The 19194-nt window shown below is 70.8% G+C and carries 15 protein-coding genes and 1 tRNA gene; 5 read left to right on the forward strand and 11 right to left on the reverse strand.

Features of this window, described 5'->3' with window-relative positions:
- Positions 1 to 1278 carry a flavin-containing monooxygenase gene (locus ACFW3L_RS18350; RefSeq protein ID WP_378741960.1) on the reverse strand — a complete coding sequence of 426 codons (1278 nt, stop codon included), beginning with the start codon at positions 1276 to 1278 and terminating at the stop codon, positions 1 to 3.
- Between the two features lie 81 nt (positions 1279 to 1359).
- Positions 1360 to 2676 (reverse strand): MFS transporter, encoded by a 1317-nt coding sequence (locus ACFW3L_RS18355; protein WP_378741962.1) that lies wholly within the window; start codon positions 2674 to 2676, stop codon positions 1360 to 1362.
- Positions 2677 to 2833: 157 nt separating this feature from the next.
- Between ACFW3L_RS18355 and ACFW3L_RS18360 the strand changes: the two genes are divergently transcribed.
- Positions 2834 to 3742, forward strand: a complete 909-nt coding sequence (locus ACFW3L_RS18360) for a LysR substrate-binding domain-containing protein (protein WP_378741964.1) — start codon at positions 2834 to 2836, stop codon at positions 3740 to 3742.
- A gap of 74 nt (positions 3743 to 3816) precedes the next feature.
- On the opposite strand, the gene ACFW3L_RS18365 is transcribed toward ACFW3L_RS18360, so the two are convergent.
- From ACFW3L_RS18365 to ACFW3L_RS18375, 3 genes are all read right to left on the reverse strand, one after another.
- Positions 3817 to 5118, reverse strand: coding sequence for a pyroglutamyl peptidase (locus ACFW3L_RS18365; protein WP_378741966.1), 1302 nt, complete (start codon positions 5116 to 5118; stop codon positions 3817 to 3819).
- Positions 5119 to 5167: 49 nt separating this feature from the next.
- The gene (locus ACFW3L_RS18370) at positions 5168 to 7165 is read right to left on the reverse strand and encodes a prolyl oligopeptidase family serine peptidase (protein WP_378741968.1); all 1998 of its coding nucleotides are present in this window, start codon (positions 7163 to 7165) and stop codon (positions 5168 to 5170) included.
- 73 nt (positions 7166 to 7238) lie between these two features.
- Positions 7239 to 7616: a winged helix-turn-helix transcriptional regulator gene (locus ACFW3L_RS18375; protein ID WP_378741970.1), complete on the reverse strand. Its 378-nt coding sequence runs from the start codon at positions 7614 to 7616 to the stop codon at positions 7239 to 7241.
- 103 nt (positions 7617 to 7719) lie between these two features.
- Here ACFW3L_RS18375 and ACFW3L_RS18380 point away from each other — a divergent pair, with 103 nt between their 5' ends.
- Entirely contained in the window at positions 7720 to 8106 is a 387-nt protein-coding gene (locus ACFW3L_RS18380; protein ID WP_378741972.1) for a VOC family protein, read from the forward strand.
- 261 nt (positions 8107 to 8367) lie between these two features.
- Here ACFW3L_RS18380 and ACFW3L_RS18385 read toward each other — a convergent pair whose 3' ends face one another.
- The 3 genes from ACFW3L_RS18385 to ACFW3L_RS18395 form a co-directional block, all read right to left on the reverse strand.
- Entirely contained in the window at positions 8368 to 9519 is a 1152-nt protein-coding gene (locus tag ACFW3L_RS18385; RefSeq protein ID WP_378741974.1) for a hypothetical protein, read from the reverse strand.
- 501 nt (positions 9520 to 10020) lie between these two features.
- Positions 10021 to 10094, reverse strand: a tRNA-Pro gene (locus ACFW3L_RS18390).
- A gap of 215 nt (positions 10095 to 10309) precedes the next feature.
- The gene (locus ACFW3L_RS18395; protein WP_378741976.1) at positions 10310 to 11179 is read right to left on the reverse strand and encodes a hypothetical protein; all 870 of its coding nucleotides are present in this window, start codon (positions 11177 to 11179) and stop codon (positions 10310 to 10312) included.
- Between the two features lie 684 nt (positions 11180 to 11863).
- Between ACFW3L_RS18395 and ACFW3L_RS18400 the strand changes: the two genes are divergently transcribed.
- Positions 11864 to 13624 carry a TIGR03767 family metallophosphoesterase gene (locus tag ACFW3L_RS18400; RefSeq protein ID WP_378741979.1) on the forward strand — a complete coding sequence of 587 codons (1761 nt, stop codon included), beginning with the start codon at positions 11864 to 11866 and terminating at the stop codon, positions 13622 to 13624.
- Here ACFW3L_RS18400 and ACFW3L_RS18405 read toward each other — a convergent pair.
- Positions 13621 to 14532, reverse strand: coding sequence for an EamA family transporter (locus ACFW3L_RS18405; RefSeq protein WP_378741981.1), 912 nt, complete (start codon positions 14530 to 14532; stop codon positions 13621 to 13623). The two genes, ACFW3L_RS18400 and ACFW3L_RS18405, sit on opposite strands and share 4 nt — an antisense overlap.
- Before the next feature lie 97 nt (positions 14533 to 14629).
- On the opposite strand from ACFW3L_RS18405, the gene ACFW3L_RS18410 reads away from it, so the two are divergent.
- Entirely contained in the window at positions 14630 to 15529 is a 900-nt protein-coding gene (locus tag ACFW3L_RS18410; protein WP_378741984.1) for a LysR family transcriptional regulator, read from the forward strand.
- Positions 15530 to 15546: 17 nt separating this feature from the next.
- Here the strand turns inward: ACFW3L_RS18410 and ACFW3L_RS18415 are convergent, their stop codons facing one another.
- Both ACFW3L_RS18415 and ACFW3L_RS18420 read right to left on the reverse strand, forming a co-directional pair.
- The gene (locus tag ACFW3L_RS18415) at positions 15547 to 16611 is read right to left on the reverse strand and encodes a glutathione S-transferase family protein (protein ID WP_378741986.1); all 1065 of its coding nucleotides are present in this window, start codon (positions 16609 to 16611) and stop codon (positions 15547 to 15549) included.
- Positions 16612 to 16656: 45 nt separating this feature from the next.
- On the reverse strand, positions 16657 to 17802 hold the full coding sequence (locus ACFW3L_RS18420; RefSeq protein ID WP_378741988.1) for an NAD(P)-binding domain-containing protein: 1146 nt from the start codon (positions 17800 to 17802) through the stop codon (positions 16657 to 16659).
- 331 nt (positions 17803 to 18133) lie between these two features.
- On the opposite strand from ACFW3L_RS18420, the gene ACFW3L_RS18425 reads away from it, so the two are divergent.
- On the forward strand, positions 18134 to 19156 hold the full coding sequence (locus ACFW3L_RS18425; RefSeq protein WP_378741991.1) for a zinc-dependent alcohol dehydrogenase family protein: 1023 nt from the start codon (positions 18134 to 18136) through the stop codon (positions 19154 to 19156).
- The last annotated feature ends 38 nt before the right edge of the window (positions 19157 to 19194 follow it).

Raw genomic sequence — 19194 nt, forward strand, 5'->3', positions numbered from 1 at the left:
TCACCTCTGGGCGTGGGTCGGGCGCGGGCGGGCTTCGTCGTGTCGTGTGTATCCCCTCTGGATGGAGATCTGGTCGGCCACGTAGCTCGCGTCGTGCCAGGCGCCCCAGAGGAAGCTCGACCCCCGGCGCGACTGCCAGGGGAGCCCCACGAAGTAGACGCCGGGCTCGCTGGAGACCCCGCGCTGGTGCCGGGGCCTGCCTTGCTCGTCGACGGCGTCCGGGGGCAGCCATCCGTAGTCGGCCGTGAAACCGGTGGCCCACACGACGGACGTGATCCCGGCGGCGACGAGGTCGAGTTCGAGGACGGGGTCGGTCACCGAGTCCGGGAGCGCCCCCAGGACCCTGGCCTCCGGTTCCTCCGGCAGATCGAGGCCGTTGCGGGCGACATGGGCGTCGGCCTCGTCCAGCAGCGACAGGTAGTTGGCGTCACCACCGTCGATGTTGTCCCGCAGGTCGGGGGCGAAGCGCAAGGTGCCGCCGTCGTAGGACTCGGTCCGACCGACCAGCGTGACGCCCCGCTCGGCCAGGGCGCGGAAGTCCACGGTGTGGCCGCCGTGCGCACCGCTGACCGCGATCGTCACGTGTTCCGCGCCCTGGGGCGGGGTCGCGGCCTCCCACTTGCCGAGCACACCCAGCCACCAGACGAAGTCGTGTCCCCGGTACCGGCGCGGAGGACGGTCATGGGGGCCGACGGAGAGGTACACCGGCCGACCGGAGGCACGGAGTTCGTCCGCGATCTGCACGCCGGACGATCCGGACCCGACCACGAGGACGCCGCCCTCGGGCAGTTGGGCGGGGTTCCGGTAGCCGCTGGAGTGGATCTGGACCGGGACCGCCCCCTCGGGGACGATGGGTGGGATCACCGGGCGCTGGAACGGTCCGGTGGCGGCCACGACGAAACGCGCGTCGTAGTCGCCGTCGGAGGTCTCCACACGAAAGCCCCTGCGGCCCTCGTGCCCGCGCACCGAGGTCACCTCGACCCCGCAGCGCAGCGGCGCGCCGATCCTCTCCGCGTAGGCGGCAAGGTAGTCCGCCACCTGGTCCTTCGTGGCGAACTCCTCGGGGCCGAGGCCGTCGAACTCCATCCCGGGGAACCGGTCGTGCCAGACGGGCCCGTTGGTGACCAGCGAGTCCCACCGCTCCGAGCGCCAGCGCTCCGCGACGCGGTGTCGTTCGAGGACGACGTGCGGAACCCGGCGGGCACGCAGGTGTTCGCTCATCGCGATCCCGGCCTGCCCTCCTCCGACGACGACGACCTCGGTCTCCTCAACGGACATACTGCTCTCCACTCCCATGGACGGTTGCGAGGTACGGAGGGGCTCGTCCTTGCGAGCCCCGGGCACGAGGCCGGTGGCGGGTCAGACCCGCGCGCGGTCACTCTCGTGCAGAAGGTCGGAGCCCCTGGTCTCGGGCATGGTCCGCAGGGTGAGGGCGCCGATGACGCCGATCACGATCATCGTGAAGCCGGGGACCATGGTGCTGCCCGTGAGCGAGATCAGCCAGGTCATCAGGTACGGCAGGGTGCCCGCGAAGAACGCTCCCGCCACGCTGTAGGCCATGGACAGCCCGCTCTGGCGGGTGCGGGTCGGGAAGAGCTCCGCCACGGTCGAGGCGTGCGTGCCCAGGATGATCGCGAGGATCACCGCGAGTCCGAAGGTCGCGAGGAAGGCGGCCCACGAGGTGTTCGCCTGCATCAGCAGGAAGAGGGGCACGGCGCCGACGATCATCGCCCCGGCGGCGGTGTACAGCACCGGCTTGCGGCCCACCCGGTCGGAGATCATGCCGGACAGCGGGATCACGCCCATCGCGACCACCGAGGCCCCGGCGGAGAGCAGGGCGGCCCGGTCGGCGGGCACCCCCACGATCTCCTCCTGGTAGGTGATCAGGTACACGAGGACGATGTAGAACGTCGAGTTCATGAAGGTCTCGATGCCCACCGTCTGGAGGAACTGCCTGCCGTTGGAGCGGAAGACCTCCACGACCGGCTGGCTCGGGACGTTGTTCATGTCCTCCAGCGCGCGGTACTCGGGGGTGTCCTCGATCTTCAGGCGGATGTAGAGGCCGACCGCCGCCATGGGCACCGTCAGCAGGAAGGGGATCCGCCAGGCCCAGTCGAGGACGACCTCGGCGGGGAAGGCCGAGTGGAGCGCCCACACGGCGAACGACGCGCACAGGAATCCGGCGACCGAGCCGAACTCGATCCACGAGCAGCCGAAGCCCCGGCGCTTGGGCGGCGAGAACTCCGCGAGGAAGGCGGCGGCGCTGCCGAACTCCCCGCCCGCCGCGAGCCCCTGGATGACGCGGGCGACGACGAGCAGGATCGGCGCGAGGATGCCGACGGAGTCGTAGGTGGGCAGCAGCCCGAGCATGAGCGTGCCCGCCGCCATCGAGATGATGACGATCGAGAGGGTGGTCTTGCGCCCGAACCGGTCTCCGAGGTGGCCGAACAGCACCGAGCCGAGCGGACGGACGAAGAACGCCACGGCGAAGACCGCGAACACCGAGAGCAGCCCGGTCGTGCCGTCCTGTTCGGGGAAGAAGACCTTGGCCATCGTGGTGGCCAGGTACGCGTACACCGCCCAGTCGAACCAGTGGACGAAGACGCCCACCGCTCCGGCGAAGACGCTGCGTCGCAGGTCCTTCCGGTCCACTGTTTCCGGGTTCGCACCGGTCATCACGCCTCCTGGGGACGGTTCTCAAGGCACGGACGGGCCCGGGGGACGCCCTGCCTGTGGCCTGGGTCACGAGTATCGGGGCGCGAAGTACGATCTGTACAACACATAGATCTGAACCCATCCATCAGAAAAACCAATAACCGAGAGGGGGACGGGCATGTCGGACGTGAGCCTGCGCCAACTGGAGTACCTGACGGCCGTCGCGAGGCACGGTTCGGTGACCGCCGCCGCGCGGGATCTCTTCGTGTCGCAGTCGGCGGTCTCCACCGCCCTGGCCGAACTGGAGTCGACCCTGGGCATCACCCTGTTCGTGCGATCGCAGAAGGGGATGCGGCTCACCACGTCGGGGCAGCGCGCCATCGCCGCCGCCGACAACGTGCTGGCCGGCCTCGACCAGTTCCGGGAGTCGGCCCGACAGGAACGGGAGCAGATCGAGGGCACGCTCACCATCGGCTGCTACGCCACCATCGCGCCGATCCTGCTGCCGAGGGTGATCGCGGAGTTCTCCCGCCGCCACCCCCACGTCCAGCTCTCCTTCGTCGAGGCGGCGCACGAGAGGCTCCTGGACGACCTGCTCAACACGCGGATCGACCTGGCCATCACCTACGACTACAAACTGGCCTCGGTGCGCACCACGACCGGAGTGACGGCCCTCCCGCTGAGGTCGGACCCGCCGTACGTCCTCGCGCCCGTGGGCGGTGCGGTGAGCGCGAAGGAGCGGCCGAGCCTGGCCGATCTGGCGGTCGAACCGCTGATCCTGTTCGACCTGCCTCCCGGCGGAGAGTACTTCCTGGGCCTGTTCACCAGGGCCCGACTGACCCCGAACGTGCGCTTCCGCACGACCAGCTTCGAGATGGTCCGGGCCCTGGTCGCCCGTGGCCTGGGCAACGCGCTGCTCACCCAGCGCACCGTGCTGGAACGGAGCTACGAGGACCTGCCCTACGTCACCCGGCGGCTGGACGTCGAGCCCGAGGGGCTCGGGATCGAGATCGTCCAGCTCACCGACCGCGCGCCGATCCGGCGGACCCGGGCCTTCATCGAGGTCTGCCAGGAGGTCGTCGTCTGATCCCGGAAGGGGGGACGGGGCCGCCGGTCCGGGACCCGACCGGGGGGACGGGCTCCGGACCGGCGAGGGGCGGCCTAGCGGATCGAGGCCGCGACGATGTCCTCGACCTGGCGCACGATCGCCTCGCGGTCCGCCTCGAAGTCCGGATCGCTGACGTCCCCACCGGTACCGAGGTTCAGCACCGGGGTGTGGATGTGACCTGCGGGGACGTCCTTCCCGGTGGCGTCGCGCAGCAAGGTGTTGCGGTACGCGATCTCGTTGGAGAGGTAGTTCCCCCCGCCGCCGGACCGCGCCTCGGAGCCGGGGGTGGGCCCGTCCGGGCGCACCACGGGCTCGGTCCCACCGGCCGGGATCTCGGTCACCTGGGTGTTGTCGACCACGGGGAAGGGGGACCCGGTGGTCTCCTCGACGATGGCGGGACGGTCCAGGGAGGAGTCGGACCACTGGGGTTGGGGGGTGACGGTGGGAACGCCCTCGGGAACGGGGATGATCTCGGGTGTGCCGAGCGCCTCGTTGTCCTCGGAGCCTCCGCGCCAGGCGCCGTTGTGCGCCTCGAGGTCGAACCTCCCCGGCGAGCCCTGGCTGACCGTGATGACCGCGTCGGCCTGGTGGTCACCGGTGTAGTAGGGCAGAAGGGACTGCTCGACCATGCCGTCGGTGAAGTCCCGCCAGCGCACCGGGTACATCATCGCCTTGACCACCGCGACGCCGTCGGCGGTCTCCAGGACCGCCCCGTCGAGGGCCAGGGCCGCGGCACCGGAGGGATTGGCCTGGCGGATGTCGTTGTCGAGGCGGAACGGGTCGAACCCGGTGACGACCACGTGCTTGACGTCGGCGTCCCCGGGAGCCTCCGCGAAGTCCTCGCCGTCCTGGCCCCGGGAGCGCCGTTCCAGGTCGGCCACGAGTGCGGCGCGCTCGGTCCCGCTCAGCGCGAAACCGGGCTCCCAGCGGTGGAGCGCGGAGGTCATGGAGAGCCGTGCCCAGTAGAGCGGCCGGTCGTCCTCTGCGCTCAGGTCCCCCTCGACCTCCCCGGGGGCCTGGACGCGCTGGACCGCGTCCCTCCAGAGCGCGTCCCCGTGACTCCGGACGACCGTGCTGGCACCGTCCAGGTCGGACGCCGCGCACAGCTCCTCCTCGAACCGGTCCACGGAGGCGTCGAACCCGGACCCGCGCAGGATCTCCTGCGGGACCTCCCGCTCGACCCGCGCCTCCTCGACGGTCGCGCCCTCCTCACCCAGGCAGCCGTCCACACGCTCGGCGTACGCGGGGGTCACGAGCGCCAGGGCGGGGCCCAGCACGAGTGCCGACGCGGCGATACGGGAACCCGTCCGCCAGGGGCGCACGCTCCCGTTCCCCGAGGTTGATCTGTCCGACACGATGTCCAGTCCTCTCAGTTGTTCGCGTGGCTGACTGACCGCGGCACCCTCACCACGGCAGGGTCTCGGGGATCGGGTCGCCGCCCCCGAGGTGCTGGTCGCAGAAGGCCAGCACGGTCTCGTTCCACACCCGGCTGTTGGACGGGGTCAGCACCCAGTGGTTCTCACCGGTCAGTTGCAGGAACCGGTGCGGCATGGTCTCCGGTGAGCCCTCCCAGGCCGAGACCAGGTCCCACCACATCCGCAGGGCCTCGCTGATCGGCACCCTGTAGTCCCGGTTCCCGTGGGTGATCAGCACGGGCGTGACCACACGCGACGCGCCGTGGTGCGGAGAATGGTCGCGGTACCACTCGGGCTGCTCGTCCTCGTGTCCGTGCACGCGCATCTTCTTCGCGGCCGCGTCGGTGGTGCGGTGCTGCTGGCCCATGGCCCACGACCCCGCGTGGGTGACGACCGCCGAGAAGCGGTCGGTGTGACCGGCGATCCAGCTCACCATGAAGCCGCCGAAGGACGCCCCGAGCAGCGCCGTCCGCGCGCCGTCCAGGACCGGACGCTCCAGCACGAGGTCGAGGAGCGCCTCGCACTCCCGGTAGACCACGTCCGGCAGCCGGGGCCAGCCGCGGTTCAACCCCGTGTGCCCGTAACCGGTGGACATGGCGGGGTCGGGCATCAGCACGGCGTAGCCCCGGGCGACGGCCAGCCACGGGCACCAACGCCAGGACCAGGTGTTGAAGGAGCTGTGCGGACCACCGTGAATCCACAGCATCACCGGGGCCGGGTCCGCCTCGGAGGCGCCGTCGGGCAGGCACAACCATCCGCCGACCCGCACGCCGTCGACGTCGGTCCACACCCGTTCCAGGCTTCCCGGCAGCCCGTCGACCCGCCCCGGGGCGGGGAGTTCGGTCCACTCACCGGGAGTCAGCCGCACCGGGCGCGGAGGGGTGCCGATGTCGGAACGCAGCGCGTGGAGGGAACCGTCCGGCGCCGGAGCCAGGGAGGTGAAGACACCGGCGTCCGCGAGGGTCCGCGCCTCCCCGGTGCGCGGGTCGACGGCGAGCACGGCCCCCGAGGAGTGCAGGTCACCGGAGACCACGAGGGTTCCGTCCGGGCTCCACACGTACTCGTTGACCGTGAGGTCCCCGAGGTCGACGCCGACCGGTTCCTCACCCGACAGCGGATGGATCTCCAGGAAGCCGTAACCGGTGTCGGAGGGCGTGGAGATCGTGGTCCGCGTGACCGCGAGATGGGCTCCGTCAGGAGAGAGCAGCGGTGAACCGTACTCCTGGTCGTCGTCGGCGGCCAGCATGGTGGTGCGCTCGCGGCTGTCGGTGTCGATCAGAACGACGCTGGTCCGGGTCTGCCCGCCCCCGACCCGTTCGGTCCAGGTCGCCGCGACGGTCCGGCCGTCCGACGACAGGTCGGCCGACGCGCCCACGAGCGCCAGGGTGTCGGCGTCCTCGGTCAGATCGCTGATCCCACCGTCAGGGGAGACGAGCACCAGGCGGGGGCTGACGTCGCCCAGCTCATGGTCCCAACGGCGGATCGGCATGCCGGTGTGCCAGATGGTGCTCCGTTTGGCGTCCTTGCGGGCCCGACGGCGTTCGCCGTCGTCGTCCAGGGTGGCCCCCGCCAGCACGCTCGTCCTCGCGAGGATCGAGCCGTCCTTCGCGACACCGGAGACGCTCAGCCCGCCGGGGAGCCGCGCGACGACGGTCGCCTCGCCGTGTTCGGGCAGGCGCCAGACGGCCGCGCCCTCGTCGTCCCCGTCGTCCGGCCGACGGGAGGTGAACAGCAGCGACCCGTCGGGAGTGAACCACGGCGTGCTCTCCCCGTCCTGGGAGAACGTCAGTCTCCGGGCCGGTCGCAGACCCTCCGGGTCGAGCGCCCACAGGGCCGACACGCGTTTCGACCCGTGTTCGTCCACCTCGTCGATCGAGGCGACAACCCGACCGTCGGGCCCGGCCGCCAGGGCGGTGACCCTGGGGATCCGCGTGAAGGCGTCGATGTCGGTGAAGGCGGAGAACGGTGCGGGTGTCGATGAGGGCATCGGCTCACGGTAGCGTGCGCGGCCAAGGGCCACCAGGCCGGGAGGGTCCCACCGCCCGCCGATCCGCTCCGCCTCACCCGTGGAGTCGTCGCGCCTCCTCGATCACGTCGAGGTGGCGGCGGGCCCACCCGCACAGGCCGTTGACGGTGTCCCTGAGGTCCCGCCCGGCCTCCGTCAGCCGGTAGTCGACCTGTGGTGGCACGACCGGGTGGACCGTCCGCTCGACCAGCCCGTTGCGCTCCAGGCGTCGCAGGGTCTGGGTCAGCATCTTGAGGCTGACACCCTCGATCGACCGGTGCAGCTCGGTGAAACGCAGGGTGCGGTCGCCCAGCACGTTCACCACCAACAGGGACCACTTGTCCGCGATGTCGGAGAAGACACTGCGAGCCAGCGAGTTGGCGCGCGTCACATCCCCCTGGTCGATCGAACCCCTGACCTGTTCGCTTTCCATACGGTGCCCCAGTCAACAGAAGGTGCGTACTGTCGCGCGTCACCCTAGTGCCCTAGCGTCGTCCGCGACCGACCAGCGGGAACGCCCGAGCAGAGGGAGCGCCATGACCGTCCTGAGGACCTACGCCCGTGTGTGGAGCGACGACGCCGAGGCGGCCCTCCCCCTCCTGGAGCGGATCACCGGGGAACGGCCGCACCTGCGGTTGGCCTTCGAGTCCGTGGAACTGGCGGCGATCGGTGACTTCCTGGTGATCGCCGGTCCCGCCGAGGAGCGCGAGCGCTACGCCCACGCGAGCACCACCGTCGTCGTGTCCGACCTGGACGCCGTCCTGGCGGACCTGGACCGGGCGGGAGCCGTGGTCACGGTCCCGCCGACGACCGGCCCCACCGGCCGGTTCGCGTACGCCCGCCACGCGGACGGCATCGCCGTCGAGTACGTCCAGTGGACACCCGAGCTCGTGGCCGCCCACACCGGCCGCTCTCGAACATGAGAAAGGGCGTCCACCTGAGTGAACGCCCTTCGCCAGTCGGGACGGCGGAGCGTAACCCCCTACGGAGGAGGCGGTCGCTGAGGGCCACCCCGGGGCCCTCGGTCCCGCACCACGTCCATCCCACCCGGCGAGCGTCTGCTCTTGGCGAGTAGGACCTCTGATGGTGAGCGCGGCATGCATCAGGCGGTACGGGCAACCAAGCCGGTCACGGTCGGCCCACCGCCCCACAGCGAGAGCCCCTTTACAAGCCTCGCTGCCCAGTCACCAACAACACTGGGCTTTGAGTCGCCGAATCGCCAGCACGGACCCGTCCGGCCGAACGGAGACCGCACCTCCCCATGAACGGTCCCACTGCGCTTTGGGGAGGCGAGCGTACCGGGCATCGACTTCACGACGGTACTTGTCCACTTTCCCCTGCTTGAGAATGTCGAACAGGTCTTCAGCAAGACCGGAAAAGGCCTCGACACGATCACCGCTGAGGCGAAACACGTGTTCGGTCCCGACGCAGGGGGTACCGAGAACAGTCTCCTCTATGTTGCGGACACTGCTGACGGCGGCATGCGACTGCTGTGTGTAGTACCGACGCCCCTGCTGATTGGTCAGATAGGGCGCGGTGACGCTACCGTCACCGGTGAAAGCCACAAGTCCAGCGACGTCCGTACGCGCGAGGACCGTCCTGAACCATCCGGCGTGCCGCGGGAGCACGTGAAAGCCGGACAGGCCTTCTTCTGGGCTGGCACCCTGGGCGGGTTTGATGATCTTCGGGTACCTGGAGACGTCACGCGACGCGGAGTTCAACTCCTCCTCCTGAGCCGGGAGGACTCCGCCGTCGCCGTCGGCCGCGAGCGCGTGTACGACGATCGGCCCCTTCATGCTCAGTTCCGTACTGAGAACCAGTGCGGGTGTCCTGTTCCAGGGGCCGATGTGCACCGCCTCCACGTGGGCCGAGGCGGAGGCCAGTTGCGGATAGGAAGAGCTCCGACGACCGTGGTGTCCCTTGCAGACGACGGGCAAGACCACGGCCCGCTCTCCCGGCCGCCAAACCTCGGCGAAGAAGCGAGGGCGATACCACAGGCGCGTCTTGGGCCATCCGGCACGTAGTACGAGGTCCGCTGGGATAATCGAGACACGGTGCTCCGGATAGCGCTCGCGGAGGAGATGCTCGACGGCCGCCACCCCGAAGCCGACGCCGAGTTCACGAGCCTGGACATTCTTGTGCTGGTGCTGGGTGGAACGCCCCTCCTCGGAAAGACTCATATCCTTCTGCTGGCTCCCATCCAGTGCCAGCGTGTACTTGAGACAACCCCAGTGCTCGGCAAGTCCTCGAACCGACCCCTGCCTGTCCAGGGAGATCGCCCTTCCCAACGCATGGAGGACGCTCAGAGGAGCCACACCAACGGATGTGTTCTTCATCTGAGAGACGGGGGCGAGTCCTGGTTTCCGGCGCGGTGGTTCCTCTTGCTTTTCCTTGTAGCGTTGATCTCCCCGGGTGATCGCTGATCCGACTTTTCCAGCGAGACGGTCACCCGAACTCACCACCACGGACGACGAATCCACAAGACTTCGCAGGGTCGCTTCCAGATCAGACAAAGAGTCTCCTGACGCGCTATCCGTTGATCAGCTCCAGAGTGATTATGCGATTGACATCAGGGATCCACAAGAGCAGCCCAGGAACGTAACTATTGTAATAACTGGACCATATTCGATGTGGGTCAACTCGGGATTACATCCGCCTCTGCAGAAACACCAGCATCATGCTTCCGAGTCGTCTCGAAGACCCTGGGTGGGCGACGTCTCGTGCTCGCGTCGTGGCATCCACACACCCGGAAGTCCCCACGACCCCCGGTCCCACCCCACCCGAGACACAAAAAGGGCCCACCATAGGTGGGCCCCTCTATGACCTGCACATCTCTGTCGGGACGGCGGGATTTGAACCCACGACCCCTTGACCCCCAGTCAAGTGCGCTACCAAACTGCGCTACGTCCCGGCCGCTGGGCGGTGCGTCTCCGCCCCGCCAACAGGTGAAACTTTACCCCATCTGGGAGGGCGCTCGAACCAGTCAGTCCAGGGGCCCTGGGCCCACACCGACAATGTGAGCCCGCTCCCCCACCGCGAGGCCGGACACCACGACCGCCCCCGGCGCCAGGGCCCGCCGCCGACGAGATCCCTTCCGAGCCGGATCCGGGGACGCGTGATCGAGGGTCAGCCGAAGAGGTCGGGGCGGTGGCGGCGGGCCTCGGTGACGAGCGGGTTGTCCCAGCCGCTGGCCCCGGCGGCCTGGAAGGAGACGGCGACCAGTTCGGCGCCGGTCCGGGGGTGGCGGGGCTGCGAGGCCAGGACGGACCGCATACGCGCGGCCTGGTCGGGGATGACGCGTTCTCCCCACCCCACCAGGCCGCGAGACTCCAGGTCCCGGACCTGCACCTGCTGGCCGCCGACCTCGACGCCCGGACCGGCGGCGACGCGGTCGACGGTCCTGCCGACCTGGGTGGCGTCCCGCCAGCGCAGCCGCACCTCGAAGCCGATGTGGTCGCGCAGCTCGACGCCCGCCGGGGAGATCACCACGACGGTTCCCCCGAGCATGCGCCGGGTCCTGACGACGGGGAGGACGGCGAGGCAGAGCGTGGCGAGGGCGCCGACGACGATGCCGCCGGTCACTCCGGTCCCGGGGCTGGCCGTCTCGAAGAAGATGGACGCCAGGATCAGGACGACGAGGAAGAACACCCCCAGGAGCGGACTGAACGCCAGCAGGTAGCGCAGGTAGGTGCCCACGTCGCCCACAGGGCGGGCCGTGAGGGTCCCGGGCTCCCCCGGCAGGGCCCATCCCGGCGCGCGCGTCCACCCGTGGGGCAGACCCTCCACCGGAACGTGCTGCTGGTGGCCCGGACGCGGGTGGTGTCCCTGGTATCCGTGGGGGTGATGGGCCTGGGGTTGCTGCTGGAAGTGCTGCGGGTGGCCCTGGTACGGCTGCTGGTACGGAGGCCTCGGCGGCTGCTGGTGACCGTACTGGCCGGGGTGCCCCTGGGGCGGGTACCCGCCGTTCCCGCCCTCGTTCCGCGCTGGCCAGCTCACGGCCGCACCCCCCGGATCCGCCCCGTCCACATGGTCCCGCGCATGCTCTCCCCGTTCGTGTCCAACCCGGCCGGGATCCGTCGCCCCGGGCCACGGGCGCCCGCACAGTGTGCCAGCACGGGCGGACGGGTTCGTCCCTCGCGGGCCAGGGCGGGTGGTCGGAGCTCGGCGGCAGGTGCGGGCAGCCAGCCGTGCGGACTGGGGTCGTTCCCCGTCTCCTGGTGCCGCCGGACACCGTCCGTGTGCTCCAGGGCCTCCACTGTCGCGCCCCTCCGCCCAGGCGGTGGAGGACACCTTCCGCTCAGGTCCGTCACGACCCGGTGGTGGGCGGCGGGGACGTCCAGGTGTCCAGCGCCGGAGGCGAGCCCAGATTGGCCGCATCCGGCCAAACATGAGAAGTACTCACCTTTGTGACGACTCCCCACGGCCCAGGAGAACGGTCCGCCACGCGCCGTCGACGCGCGTGCGGACGACGGGCGATCACTCTCGGTGAGGTTGCCCTCCTGCTCACACAAACGGAAGGGGCCGAACCGATGATCGTACCCACCGGCCTCGGGGCCGCACCGGACCGGGTGCGGCACCCGTGGCCGTGCACCCGTTGCCACCAGCGCTGACTTCGGCCTTTAATGACGGCGCCCCGCTCTCCCCACAGGCCCCCGCAGGGCCGAAAGGACGCCGCCACCCATGGCCTCCCTCAACCGGCGCGGTTTCCTCACCGCCTCCGCAGGACTCGGGTTCGCCCTCGGTCTGCCCGCCCTCCCCGTCTCCGCCGCGACCCACGACCGACTGGTCCGGGAGACCCTCGACCGGGTCGCCCACCCCGAGGGCACCACCTTCGCGGAGGTGGCCTCCCCCGTCGGGGACGGCTACCGGCTCCTCACCGCCGGTCCGGGCTGGCCGCTGCACGTCCGCGAGGACCTGGTCCCCGCGCAGTCGGGCCGCGACGAACGGCGCGTGCCCCTGAGCGCCTTCGTCCAGTTCACGGACCTGCACGTGCTCGACGTGCAGAGCCCCGTGCGGTTCGAGTACACCCACCCGATCCTCGGCTCCAGCGCGCACCGCCCCCAGGAGGCGCTCGCCATGGTCGGGGCGTCGGCGCTGGTCGCCCGGGTGAACTCGCTCAGGAACGGCCCGGTGACCGGCCGCCCCTTCGACTTCATGATGACCACCGGCGACAACACCGACAACCACGAGCAGATCGAGCTCGCCTGGCTCATGTCGATCCTCAACGGCGGCTCACTCACGCCCGACACCGGCGACCCCACCCGCTTCGAGGGCGTGCAGAACTGCGGCTCCGAGCTGTACTGGCAGCCCGAGAGCGAGGGAAGCGACCGGTACAAGGCACGGGGCGGGTTCCCCCACCTGCCCGGGTTCCTGGCCGCCGCCACGGCCGAGTTCAGCAGCCCCGGTCTGGACGTCCCCTGGTACTGCACCGTGGGCAACCACGACAACACCCCGGCGGGCACCCTGCCGGCGGGCACCCTCGGTGACGTCTACGTGGGCGACCGCAAGCTGATGTTCGCGGACGACCGGGTCACCGCGGAGACGGCCGAGGCGATGACCGACGAGGACCGGCTCGGCGAGATCCCCGACGAGGTCGAGCACCCCGACCCCGACGCGGTGACCACCGCCGCGCTGACCTCCACCGTCACCCCGGACGAGCGGCGGGCCCCCTTCGACACGGCGGGCTTCGTCGCCGCCCACCTCGCGGAGGCCAACACCGGGCCCGGGCCGGTCGGGCACGGGTTCACCGAGGACAACGCGGACGGGGTGGACTGCTTCTACAGCTTCCGGATCGCCGAGGGTGTCCTCGGGATCAGCATGGACACCACCACGCTCGCCGGTCTGGCCAACGGTTCCATCGGCAAGACCCAGTACGACTGGCTGGAGCGGACGCTGCGCGGCTCCAGCTCGGTCTACTACGACCTGCTCGGTCGGCGCCGCGCCCAGCAGGTCACCGACGAGCTGTTCGTCCTGTTCAGTCACCACACCAGCGACACCATGACCAACCCCCTCCCGGACCGTCGCCGCCCCGCCGAGATCCGGTACATCGGTGACATCCTGGTGCGCATGCTCAAGCGGTACCCCAACGTGCTGGCCTGGGTGAACGGTCACACCCACTACAACAGGGTGCGGGCCCACACCTCCAGCACGCCCGAGCGCGGGTTCTGGGAGATCAACACCGCCTCGCACATCGACCACCCGCAGATGGCCCGCAGCATCGAGATCGTGGACAACGCCGACGGCACGATGTCGCTCTTCACCACGCTCCTGGAGGCGGACAGCCCGTACCAGGTCGACCACGGCGACTTCTCGGTGGAGGGGCTGGCCTCGCTCTACCGCGAGCTGTCCGTCAACGACCTGTACGCGGACCCGGCCAACTACGGCGAGCCGCTGGACCGCAACGTGGAACTCCTGGTCGCCGCCCACCACCCGGGCCGCTAGGTGGGGCGCGGGTTCCCCGAGGTGCGCGGGGAACCCGTGTCCACCGTCCTCGCAGACCGGCCGCCCAGGGCCGTGAGCGCCACACCGCCCACGAGGAGCGCCGCCGCCACCAGGCTCAGCGGGCGGACCGACTCCCCGAGGAAGACCGCCGCCGAAACCATCCCGAACACCGGCACCAGCAGCGAGTACGGGGCGACGGCCGAGGCCTCGTTGCGCCGCAGCAGGTAGCCCCACGCTCCGAAGCCGAACACCGTGGCCGCCCAGGCGACATAGAGGAGGGCGCCCGCCCCGGCCAGGTCCAGGCCCCGGACGGCGGCCAGCCCGGCCCCGGGCCCTTCCAGCACCATCGACAGGGCGAAGAGCGGCAGCGGAGGCACCACGCTGACCCAGACCATCCAGCTCAGCGCGTCCGGCGGCGCGGCCCTCCGGGTGATCACGTTGGAGAGCCCCCAGAACGCCGCGGCCGCCACGACCAGCACGAACGCGGCCAACGGGCCCGATCCGCCGTGGTCGTACGCGGCGAGGCCGATCCCCGCCAGTGCGACGGCCATCCCGAGGTAGCGGACCGGGCGCAGCCCCTCCCGCAGGAAGAGCACCGCGAAGAGCGCCGTGAACACCGCCTGGACCTGGAGGACCAACGAGCTCAAACCGGCGGGCATCCCGAGGTTCATGCCGGTGAAGAGCAGCCCGAACTTGGCCACTCCCAGCACCAGTCCCACGAGGACGACCCAGCCGAACGCGACGCCGGGACGCCGGACGAAGAAGATCGCGGGAAGAGCGGCGACGACGAACCGCAGGGCGGAGAACAGCAGCGGCGGGAAGTGGTCGAGGCCGACCTCGATGACCACGAAGTTGAGCCCCCACACGGCGGCGACCAGCACGGCGAGCAGGGAGTGGGTGGGGCGCATACCTCCGATCATGGCGGGCACCAGGCTTTAGCACCAGCGAAAGCTTCTACTAGGTTAGGTTCAGCACTGCTTAAAGAAATTCCGTGAGGAGCCCCTCGTGCTCGACCTGTCCCGACTCCGGGCGCTGCACGCCGTCCACGTCCACGGCTCGGTCAGCGCCGCCGCCAAGGCACTGGGCTACACCCCCTCGGCCATCTCCCAGCAGGTCACCAAACTCGAACGTGAGACCGGCACCGCGCTCCTGGAACGCCAGGGACGCGGTGTGGTGCTCACCGACGCCGCCGGGATGCTCGTGGACACCGCGTCCCGGATGCTCACCCTCATGGAGACCGCCGAGGTCACCCTGGAGGAACGGCGCGGCCAGCCCTCCGGCCGCCTCACCGTGGCGGCCTTCGCCACCGCCGCCCGGGGCCTGCTCCCCCGCCCCCTGGCCGAGCTGACCCTGAGGTACCCCGACCTCGACCTGCGCGTCGTCGAGGAGGACCCGCACAGCTCCCCGCACATGGTCGCGCAGGGAACGGTGGACCTCGCCGTCGTCCACGACTGGGACATCGCGCCGATGGCCGTGCCCGAGGGGGTGTCGCGCGCCGCTCTCGGTGCGGACCGGTGCGACGTCGTCCTTCCCCGGGATCACCCCCTCGCCGAACTCCCCGTCCTGAACCACCAGGACGTGGCCTCACAGCGCTGGATCTGCCAACCCCCCGGAACGGTCTGCCACGACTGGCTGACCCGCACCCTGCGTCCGGTGCACGGCGCACCCGACATCGCCCACTTCGTGGCCGAGTTCCAGACCCAGCTCGCCCTGGTGGAGGTCGGGCTGGGCATCGCCCTCGTCCCCCGTCTGGGGCGAGGCGCCGTGCCCGACTCCCTGGTGGTCAAGCCGCTGGAGCCCGTCCCGGTGCGCGGGGTGGCCGTCCTGTGGCGTGAGGGCACCTCCCGGCGCCCCGCCGTCACCGAGGCCGTCCGTCTGCTGCGCGAACACACCGTCCTCGACTGAGGCCGACCCGTGCGCGCTCAGTCCAGCGGCGCGTCCCAGGTCCCTCCGGCCGCGCGGTCCTGGGCCTCCAGCGGCGGCACCCTCTCGGTGACGGGTACCGGACCGGGCGCCGTGCCCCTTCCGAAGGGGCCGCCACCGAGGGCCTCCCTGCCGTGCGGGGTGAGCCAGGCACGGGGGTCCGGGCCGATCGCCACCACGCCGGACGGGTTGAGGGCCGTGTGCACCCGGTAGTAGTGGACTCTGATGTGCTCGAACTCGGTGGTGTCCCCGAAGCCCGGCGTCTGGAACAGGTCCCGCGCGTACGCCCACAGTGCCGGGTACTCCGTGAGCTTGCGCCGGTTGCACTTGAAGTGGCCGTGGTAGACGGCGTCGAACCGCACCAGGGTGGCCCACAACCGCAGGTCGGCGAGGGTGACGTGGTCGCCCACCAGGTACCTGCGGTCGGTGAGGCGGTTCTCCAGGGCGTCCAGCCGGGCGAAGACCGAGGAGACCGCCCGATCGTAGCGCCGCTGGTCGGGGGCGAACCCGGACCGGTAGACACCGTTGTTGAGGTCACGGTAGACCTCGGCGCTGACCGCGTCGATCTCCTCCCGGAGCGCCTCGGGGTACAGCTCCGGAGCCCCCTCCCGAGCCAGGCCGCCCCACTCGGTGGCCATGTCCACGCTGATCTGGTCGTAGTCGTTGGACACCAGGTGCCCGGTGGGGACGTCGACCAGCCCGGGCACGCTCACGCCGCCGTCGTAGGCGGGGTCGCGGGCGAGGTAGGCCTCGCGCAGGGCGTGGATGCCCAGGACCGGGTCCCGGTCCCCGGGGCTGCCCGTGCGCTCGGTGAACACCCAGTGCGGATCACCGTCGATGATCTCCTGGACAGGGTCGGTGACGGCCAGGGAGACGGCTCCCTCCAGCCCCATGAGCCGCCGGGTCATCACCACGCGGTGAGCCCACGGGCAGGCCCGGTTGACGACGAGACGGTAACGTCCCGCCTCGGCCGGGCGCCCGAAGCGGGCGTCGGCGGTGACCCGGTCGGCGAAGGCCGCCGGGTCCCGCTTGATCTCCTCGGTGGGAAGCTTGTTGGCCCTCATACGGCTACCTCCGACGCTGTGCACCAACTGGGTCCGGAACCGACACTAACTCCTGGACCGACCGCGGCACCGGTCGTCCACAGGCCCCTCTCCCCGCACTTCTCCCTCGTCGGCCCGCAGCCGGGCCACGACCTGGCGGGCGATGGAGCGCCCGGCCCGGTTGGCGCCGATCGTGCTGGCCTGCGGACCGAACCCGGCGAGGAACAGGCGCGGCTCGCGGACGGCGCGGCCGTCCTCGACCCGCACCCCTCCACCGGGTTCGCGCAGTCGCATGGGCGCCAGGTGGGTGAGTTCGGCGCGGAACCCGGTGGCCCAGACGATGGCGTCCACGGGCTCGAAGGAGCCGTCGGGCCAACGGACGCCGTCGGGTTCGATCTCGGTGAACATGGGCCGGGACACGAGGAGCCCGCGGTCCCGTGCCGCGAGGTTCCCCTCCGTGGCGGGCAGTCCGGTTCCACTGATGATGCTGGGCAGCGGAAGCCCCGCCCGGGCCGCCTCGTCCGCCCTGCGCACCGCACGGACCCCGCCCTGGGGGTCGTCGACGAACTCGACCGGACGGCGGGTGGCCCAGACCGTGCTCGCGGCGATCCCCTCCAGTTCACGCAGGAACCCCACCGCCGAGGTCCCGCCGCCCACGACCAGCACCCGCGCCCCGGCGAAGTCCTCCGCCGCCCGGTACTCGGGTGTGGAGACCTGGACGCCACGGAAGTCCGAGGCCCCGGGGAAGTAGGGCCGGAAGGGCCGCGCCCAGGTCCCGCTGGCGTTGACCACCACACGTGCGGCGATGTCGCCCTTGTCCGTGGCGACCAGGAGGCCGGTTCCCTCCTCGCGCACCGAGGTGACCCGGACCGGCCGCAGTACGTTCAGCCCGAACCACTGCTCGTACCGTTCGTAGTAGTCACGCACCACGTCCCGTGCGGGGCGCGCGGCGTCGGCGGTGGCGAAGCTCAGGCCCATCTCCCGCATCCCGGGCAGGTCGTCGACCTTGTGCGCGTCGTCCAGCCGCAGTGACTCCCAGCGGAACTGCCACGCCCCGCCGGAGTCGGGACCCCGGTCCAGGACCACGAATCCCACCCCGGGCCCGAGTCCGAGCCTGCGCAGGTGCCAGGCGACCGAGAGCCCGGCCTGACCCGCACCGATGATCACCACGTCCGTCGCCCCGGGCGGCGTTTCGCCCCGACCACCCTCCACGACCGCTCCTCACGTTCGTCCGCCACCCTCCGGGAACAACGGTGCGCCCCGGTTCATGCCGGTGAGCGCGGGAGGGGGCTCGGTGACGTGCGCCACCGTCGCCCCGGGGACAGCCGGGGACCAGCGCTTCCCCCGCGTGCCCGACGAGTCGTCGGACAGGCCGGACATCGGCCACACGTGCACGCGGACGAACGGCGCCCGCAGGAGCACCCGCCGCTCCGGTTTCCGTTCGAGCGGGGCCCTCACACCGCCCCACCAGGCAGAACTCCGTCGCGGAGGTGAAACGTGGTGCTCTGGCGGGCAGAACAGAGAGTCAACGAGGGGAGAAGCCATGCGAGCCGTAGTGATGCACGGGCCCGGTGACGTCCGGGTGGAGGACGTTCCGGAACCGGCGATCGTCGAGCCGACCGACGCCGTCATCCGGGTCACCGCCGCATGTGTCTGCGGATCGGACCTGTGGCCCTACCGAGGCGTCGAACAGCAGGACGGTCCCACCCGCATGGGCCACGAGTACGTCGGCGTGGTGGAGCGGGTCGGACCCGCGGTGCGCGACGTCCGGGTGGGTGACCTCGTCGTCGGTTCGTTCGTGGCCTCCGACAACACCTGCGAGATCTGTCAGGCGGGGTTCCAGTCGCGCTGCGTCCACCAGGTGATGATGGGTTCCCTCGGGACCCAGGCGGACTACGCGCGCGTGCCCCTGGCCGACGGCACCCTGGTCAGGGTGCCGGGGGAGCCCACTCCGGAACAGACCCGCGGGCTGCTGGCCGCCTCCGACGTGCTGGGCACCGGCTGGTTCGGCGCCGTCGCGGCCGACGCGGGACCCGGCCGGACCGTCGCGGTGGTGGGTGACGGTGCCGTCGGCCTGTCAGCGGTCCTGGCCGCGAGCCGACTCGGCGCGGAGCGGATCATCGCGGTGTCGCGCCACGCCGACCGTCAGGCCCTGGCCCGGAGGTTCGGCGCCACCGACATCGTGGAGGAGCGCGGCCGGGCGGGCGCGGAGAGGGTGCGGGAGCTCACCGGAGGGTTGGGGACCCACTCGACGGTCGAGGCGGTCGGCACCCAGGAGTCCATGGAGCAGGCCATCCACTCCACGCGGCCGGGCGGGCACGTCGGCTACGTCGGGGTGTCCCACGGGGTCGAACTCGACGGCATGGACCTGTTCTTCTCCACGGTGAGCCTGCTCGGCGGCCCCGCTCCGGTGCGCCGGTTCCTGCCCGACCTGGTCGACCTGGTCATGACGGACCAGATCGATCCCGGGGTGGTCTTCGACCTCACCCTCCCGATCGAGGAGGCGGCGGAGGCGTACCGGGCGATGGACCAGCGCAGGGCCACCAAGGTGATGCTCACTCTCTGAGAGAGGGTGGCGCCTATTGACTATCGATAGCTATCTAT

The organism is Nocardiopsis sp. NPDC058789 (assembly GCF_042745575.1).
In the GTDB taxonomy this organism is placed as follows: domain Bacteria; phylum Actinomycetota; class Actinomycetes; order Streptosporangiales; family Streptosporangiaceae; genus Nocardiopsis; species Nocardiopsis eucommiae.

Coding starts and splice junctions, on each gene's coding strand:
- ACFW3L_RS18375 (WP_378741970.1), bottom strand. CDS start 7,616: ATGGAAAGCGAACAGGTCAGGGGTTCGATCGACCAGGGGGATGTGACG.
- ACFW3L_RS18425 (WP_378741991.1), top strand. CDS start 18,134: ATGCGAGCCGTAGTGATGCACGGGCCCGGTGACGTCCGGGTGGAGGAC.
- ACFW3L_RS18370 (WP_378741968.1), bottom strand. CDS start 7,165: ATGCCCTCATCGACACCCGCACCGTTCTCCGCCTTCACCGACATCGAC.
- ACFW3L_RS18405 (WP_378741981.1), bottom strand. CDS start 14,532: ATGCGCCCCACCCACTCCCTGCTCGCCGTGCTGGTCGCCGCCGTGTGG.
- ACFW3L_RS18385 (WP_378741974.1), bottom strand. CDS start 9,519: ATGAAGAACACATCCGTTGGTGTGGCTCCTCTGAGCGTCCTCCATGCG.
- ACFW3L_RS18355 (WP_378741962.1), bottom strand. CDS start 2,676: ATGACCGGTGCGAACCCGGAAACAGTGGACCGGAAGGACCTGCGACGC.
- ACFW3L_RS18350 (WP_378741960.1), bottom strand. CDS start 1,278: ATGTCCGTTGAGGAGACCGAGGTCGTCGTCGTCGGAGGAGGGCAGGCC.
- ACFW3L_RS18360 (WP_378741964.1), top strand. CDS start 2,834: ATGTCGGACGTGAGCCTGCGCCAACTGGAGTACCTGACGGCCGTCGCG.
- ACFW3L_RS18415 (WP_378741986.1), bottom strand. CDS start 16,611: ATGAGGGCCAACAAGCTTCCCACCGAGGAGATCAAGCGGGACCCGGCG.
- ACFW3L_RS18400 (WP_378741979.1), top strand. CDS start 11,864: ATGGCCTCCCTCAACCGGCGCGGTTTCCTCACCGCCTCCGCAGGACTC.
- ACFW3L_RS18380 (WP_378741972.1), top strand. CDS start 7,720: ATGACCGTCCTGAGGACCTACGCCCGTGTGTGGAGCGACGACGCCGAG.